Origin of the sequence: Undibacterium sp. GrIS 1.2 (assembly GCF_040544435.1) — a bacterium.
Classification (GTDB): domain Bacteria; phylum Pseudomonadota; class Gammaproteobacteria; order Burkholderiales; family Burkholderiaceae_D; genus Undibacterium.
The window spans coordinates 1-5,893 of the sequence record NZ_JBEONP010000109.1 but is presented as its reverse complement, the minus strand read 5'-3'; the positions used below and the strand labels follow the sequence as shown (position 1 = coordinate 5,893).

The 5,893-nt window shown below is 56.0% G+C and carries 6 protein-coding genes; 5 read left to right on the top strand and 1 reads right to left on the bottom strand.

Annotated elements, in window-relative coordinates; translation table 11 throughout:
* The 5 genes from AAKU61_RS22000 to AAKU61_RS21980 all read left to right on the top strand — a co-directional run.
* Positions 1–1,098: methyl-accepting chemotaxis protein (locus tag AAKU61_RS22000; RefSeq protein WP_503012673.1), on the top strand; the 1,098-nt coding region annotated here is incomplete at its 5' end.
* A 6-nt stretch (positions 1,099–1,104) separates the two neighbouring features.
* Positions 1,105–1,329, top strand: coding sequence for a hypothetical protein (locus tag AAKU61_RS21995; RefSeq protein ID WP_354335702.1), 225 nt, complete (start codon positions 1,105–1,107; stop codon positions 1,327–1,329).
* Between the two features lie 433 nt (positions 1,330–1,762).
* Positions 1,763–3,529, top strand: a complete 1,767-nt coding sequence (locus tag AAKU61_RS21990; RefSeq protein WP_354335700.1) for a methyl-accepting chemotaxis protein — start codon at positions 1,763–1,765, stop codon at positions 3,527–3,529.
* An 876-nt stretch (positions 3,530–4,405) separates the two neighbouring features.
* Positions 4,406–4,660, top strand: coding sequence for a type II toxin-antitoxin system Phd/YefM family antitoxin (locus tag AAKU61_RS21985; RefSeq protein ID WP_354335698.1), 255 nt, complete (start codon positions 4,406–4,408; stop codon positions 4,658–4,660).
* A complete protein-coding gene (locus AAKU61_RS21980) occupies positions 4,657–5,085 on the top strand; it encodes a type II toxin-antitoxin system VapC family toxin (protein WP_354335696.1) in 429 nt (142 codons plus the stop codon). Before AAKU61_RS21985 ends, AAKU61_RS21980 begins: the two co-directional genes overlap by 4 nt.
* Before the next feature lie 123 nt (positions 5,086–5,208).
* On the opposite strand, the gene trfA is transcribed toward AAKU61_RS21980, so the two are convergent.
* A partial coding sequence (trfA, locus tag AAKU61_RS21975) for a plasmid replication initiator TrfA (protein WP_354335694.1) occupies positions 5,209–5,893 on the bottom strand: 685 nt, incomplete at its 5' end.

The window sequence follows — 5,893 nt, the reverse complement described above, 5'->3', positions numbered from 1 at the left end:
GAAACCTTAATAAAATCATTGACTTACAGAACTACCCCCACGCCAGTGCTCGATCTCCTACCGTCACTTATTGCACCTAAAACAAATCGACCCCTTGAAACAAGCATAGAGGTTGTATCCAACGACGAAACTGGTCTTTTGCTACAGGCGCTCAAAGATATGCAGGACAGCCTGGCCAACGTGGTGGGCACGGTGCGCGCGGGGTCAGAAGGAGTGGCCACGGCCAGCGCCCAAATCGCTTCTGGCAACAATGACCTGAGCCAGCGCACCGAAGAGCAGGCCAGCGCATTGCAGCAAACCGCCGCGTCAATGGAGCAACTTGGCTCCACCGTGAAACAAAACTCGGATAGTGCCAGGCAGGCCAATCTACTGGCGCAGAACGCCAGTGCTGTTGCAATCAAAGGGGGTGATGTGGTTGCCCAAGTGGTAGAGACCATGAAGGGCATCAACGATTCGAGCAAAAAGATCGCTGACATCATCAGCGTGATCGATGGCATTGCCTTTCAAACCAATATCTTGGCCCTGAACGCGGCAGTCGAGGCGGCGCGAGCCGGCGAACAGGGTCGCGGCTTCGCTGTTGTGGCGTCCGAAGTCCGCTCGCTCGCGGGGCGCAGCGCAGAAGCTGCCAAGGAAATCAAATACCTCATCAACGCCAGTGTGGAGCGTGTAGGGAAAGGCACTACATTGGTAGACCAGGCAGGTGCCACCATGACCGAAATCGTGGGTTCTATTCGCCGCGTAACCGACATAGTGGGTGAAATCAGCGCTGCGAGTGCCGAACAAAGTCAAGGCGTTGAGCAAATCGGTGAAGCGTTGACGCAAATGGACACCGTAACTCAGCAAAATGCCGCCTTGGTAGAGGAAATGGCAGCCGCAGCGACTAGCCTGCAATCACAGGCCCAAGACCTAGTCGGAACCGTTGCCATATTTAAGCTGGGAACGCAAGGCGCATCTCAAGCCATGCGCAAGCAAGCATTAGTTCCTCCTCAGTCGCGGTTTGCGTTGCAGCGCGCGGTGAGTAAACCTGCTAAGCCCTCCGCGCCACGACTGGCCACATCGGCAACAGCCGACGGGGATCCAAACTGGGAAAACTTTTGAAGCCCTATGGACGACGAAAGCCCTGAAGCCATCCGCAAAATGACACAAGAGCTCGCGGTCAACTTGTTCTCTCTGCGTGATAGTTTGGTTGAATTGGCCATGATGTGTCGCGATATGCAATTTGAATATGATGCGATCCAGCGCGACAAGGCTTCGGTTGAAGTTTGCCGTATTTTTGGACGTATCAGCGCAACAAAAGAAAATAGTCCCAAATCCGCGGGGGGCGGATAGCCAGCAAACACCAAAACCGCAACCGTGCTAAAGTGCAAAGAGCTCCGTTGGCCGGCCAATGTATCTCCGGCGCAGTCCTTCTTTGCGGTATCCATCTTCAATTACATGGCGCAGCATTGGGCTGCGGGACCCTTGACCACGTGGCAGCACATTGGTCAAGCTCTCCCACTGCTGCAAGGTGTGAAACATGTCGCCATGGCAAGGCTTGTCCTCCCTGATCATGGCTTGCCCGTGCGCGCAGTTCCGTGTCTTGGTGAGCTACCCAGTAGCCGTGACAATTTGGGGCGTACAACCCTCTTTATGAAGCCGTTTTAGAACCTTGCGCAAGGTGCTATCGATCAAACTTTCACGGAAATCATGCATGAGCCAGATTGTCGTTTATGCTTAATCCAACAGAACCTTAAACCGTCACCCCCAGGAAGAGACTTACCTTATGAATTTAAATAATTTGAAAATCGGTACCCGTCTCGCGCTTGGTTTTGGGCTGGTTCTCTGCTTTGCTGGTGCGCTGGCGCTTACCGGTGCCGGGACGCTTTCCTCTGTGATGAGCCGCTTCAGGGTAGTGACCGACGATATTTTGCCAAAAACGAATATTGCGAACCAAAACATTCAAGCTGCCTACGATTACGCGCGTGCCTTCACCTACATTGTCACATCAGCCGGAAGGCCCGGTGTTGACGCCGCCGCGATCCAGCGATCACAGAGCATCCTCGCCGACACCGTCAAGCTCGTCAACGACAACATGGCCACTCTAGAAAAGCGCCTGTCAACCGACCAAGAAAAGTCGTTATTAGCCAAGGTCGTCGAGCGGCGCAAGGCCTATGGGGGAAGCCGCAATAAGGTGCTGGAACTGAACAAAGCTGGCCAAAGCGACCAGGCGGCCGACCTGATGTTTACCGAGACGGACAGTCTACAAACGGTTTATATCCAGTCCATAAAGGACTTCATCAGTTACGAAGAAAGCCTGCTGAAAAGGGGGGTCGACGCAGCGGAAGGGGTTTACAGTTCCGCACTAAAGATTCTGATTGCCATCGGTACTGCGACCGTGACGCTACTGTGCGTCTTCGGCTGGATTCTGGTGCGCTCAATCACCCGCCCGCTCAACCAGGCGGTAGATATTTCACGTGCTGTCGCCGCCGGCGACCTTAGCCTGCAGTTCGAAGCCGATGGCCAGAACGAGACTGCGCAACTGCTGCTTGCGCTCAAGGCGATGCAGGCCGGCCTGGCCACGGTGGTCGGCAAAGTTCGCGAAGGCTCCGAGGGCCTGGCCACGGCCAGTGCCGAGATTGCCCAAGGTAACAACGACCTGAGCCAGCGCACCGAAGAGCAGGCCAGTGCACTGGAAGAAACTGCGGCCTCGATGGAAGAGCTGAGTTCGACCGTGAAGCAAAACGCTGACAGCGCCAAGCAGGCCAACCAGTTGGCCCAAAGCGCCAGCACCGTTGCCGTCAGGGGTGGCGAAGTGGTGGCCAAGGTAGTGGACACCATGAAGGGCATCAACGATGCCTCGCGCAAGATCAGCGAAATTATCAGCGTGATCGACGGCATTGCCTTCCAGACCAACATCCTGGCCCTCAATGCAGCGGTGGAAGCGGCCCGGGCCGGTGAACAGGGCCGGGGCTTCGCCGTGGTGGCCAGCGAAGTACGCAGCCTGGCCGGGCGCAGCGCGGCGGCAGCCAAAGAAATCAAAAGCCTCATCAACGCCAGCGTGGAGCGTGTTGAGCAAGGCACGGTTCTGGTCGATCAAGCCGGTGCCACCATGACCGAGGTGGTGGACTCAATCCGTCGTGTGACTGACATCATGGGCGAGATCAGCGCAGCCAGCAACGAGCAAAGCCAAGGGGTGGCGCAGATCGGTGAAGCGATCCAACAAATGGATCAGGTCACGCAGCAAAATGCTGCGCTGGTGGAGGAGATGGCGGCAGCGGCATCAAGCCTTAAAGGTCAGGCGCAGGAATTGGTGAGCACGGTGGCGGTGTTCGAGCTGCCACAAGGACGGGGCGAATATGCACCAAGCCGCCACCATGCCACCGCACCGGTAAGTTACAGCGCGCCGAAGCAGTTTCCCCCTGTCAGGAAGGTTGCGCCCAAGTTCAAGGCGTTCTCCAATCCAGTGGCATCGCGTGAGCGTGCGACAGTGCCCAAGGCTGCGCATGACAGTGGCGCCAAAGCGGGCGGCGACGATTGGGAAAGCTTCTAACCCGCCACCCACTTTGGCAACCTCTCGCGGTCAGTCGGCTCTGTCGCATTAATCAATTTGCCTTGGAAAATCCTCAATGAAATCAACAGTTGTTTTGAACCGAAAACGCTTAATGCGACAGAGTCCGATTGCAGTGAGTCTGACCATGGGGTCATTTGCAAATAATCTGAGTCCGAAAAGCCGCTGATTGCAAGTCTGGACGGTTTGAAACGCGAGCAACTACAAATAGGGACTCGTGTCCTCGCGTTCCACTTCCCTTATCGAGGGCGCAAGGGTTTTAGTCCGGCCTCATCGGCTGGGCTTTTTCTTGGGCTTGCGGTGGCCTGGGGCGGCGCTGCGGCTGGCTTGGCCAGCTATATTTTGTGTTTGCTGTTGGATGACGGAATTTTCGGCGGTTCCGGCTTACACCCCCAGAAAGGAAAAAACCGGAACCAAAAACCAAAATACCTACAATTCAAAGCGCGCTGTGTCTGACGGTCTCATACCGTCGGTCACGATCCCCGGAACGACCGGTCACGATGCCGGAATCATCGGTCACGATCAGCGGAATACGCACTTGACCACGTGGCAGCACATTGGTCAAGCTCTCCCACTGCTGCAAGGTGTGAAACATGTCGCCATGGCAAGGCTTGTCCTCCCTGATCATGGCTTGCCCGTGCGCGCAGTTCCGTGTCTTGAGCTCCCCAGTATTCGTGACAATTTCAGCACCTCAATTTAAGGCGACGGAATTTTCTGGGGTTCCGGCTTAGACCCCCGTTATGTTGACACTTGAGGGGCCAAGGCACGCAGCGCTGTCAATCTACTGCGCCGAAGCTTGCACCCGCTTGAATGATGTAGTAACATGACTACATCATTCAAGCATACGGGGGTGTCGTCATGACCATTACCACCTTATCAAGCCGCGAGTTCAACCAAGCGGCGAGCGAAGCAAAACGAGCTGCAAACAACGGGCCAGTGTTCATCACAGATCGAGGCCGACCGGCCCATGTGCTTATGACCTTTGAGGACTATCAACGGCTCACAAAGCAGCGGCGCAACATTGCCGATGCGCTGGCTATGCCAGGTATTGCCGACATCGAGTTTGAGCCGCCGCGTGTGACCATCGAAACTCGGCCGGCTGATTTCTCATGATGTTTGTTCTCGATACCAACGTGGTGTCCGAACTACGCAAGGTGCGGCTTGGAAAGGCCGATACGAACGTGACGGCATGGACGGAAAGCGTTGATGCCGCTGACCTCTTTGTGTCGGCCATCACCATCATGGAACTGGAGCTTGGTGTTCTGTCGATTGAGCGAAGGGACGCCACCCAGGGGGCCGTGTTGCGCTCGTGGCTAGAGCAGCACGTATTGCCTGAGTTCTCCGGGCGCACGCTGCCTGTCGACACCGCCGTGGCACAACGTTGCGCCCGGCTGCATGTACCTGACAGGCGCGGCGAGCGCGATGCACTCATCGCGGCAACCGCCCTGGTGCATGGCATGACGGTGGTCACTCGCAACGTCGCTGATTTTAAGCCCACGGGAGTGACCCTCATCAATCCGTGGGAGGTATCGCAGTGATGGGAAACAGATGTTTTTCGGGCCGGTTTCGCGGCCGCGAAATTTCCCCAGCCTTGCCCCTCATTTGTCAATGAAAAGCGGGAGCCGAAGCCCCCGCTGTTGATCGACCGTATCATCGCACGCCTACCGTTCGCAGTAGATCAAGTCACCCGCTACCCATGTCTTCTTGACCAGGCCGCTACCGTTCAGCTCGGTACACGCCTTATTGGTCTGCTCTGTCCATTTTTTGACTCGATCCGAGTCCGATCCGCACATCAAACGGAATGACTCCAATTTCATCGGGAACGGCTCGCTGTGCGACACAAAGTAGTCGAACATGCGCCTGGCGGTCGGGGACAAGGAACGGTACTTTTCCCACTCGAATTTCGAGTAATACTTGCCGGCGAACAGCACCACCATTTCAGCGTCGATTTCGACCTGGCAGCGCGAATTTTTCTTACCTCGATCCAACACGCGAAAGCGATGGATCAACGACACGGATTCAAGCCGGCCGATCCGGCCGGAAATGAACTGCAAGGCTGTCGCCTGTAACCTGGACAAGCACATTTCAGCCTTGTCGTAGTAGCGGCCATTGATCGACCAGCCAAGGTCTTTGCACAGCTCGTAAAACGTGAACGTGACGGGCGACCCGACCGGGACACGTTTTGCGTACTCTAGGACTTGTTGCCAAACCAGTTCATCATCATCGGCGCGCAGCTCGATGCCGGTGTACGTGATTTGGGGTCGATTTGTTTTAGGTGCAATAAGTGACGGTAGGAGATCGAGCACTGGCGTGGGGGTAGTTCTGTAAGTCAATGATTTCATTAAG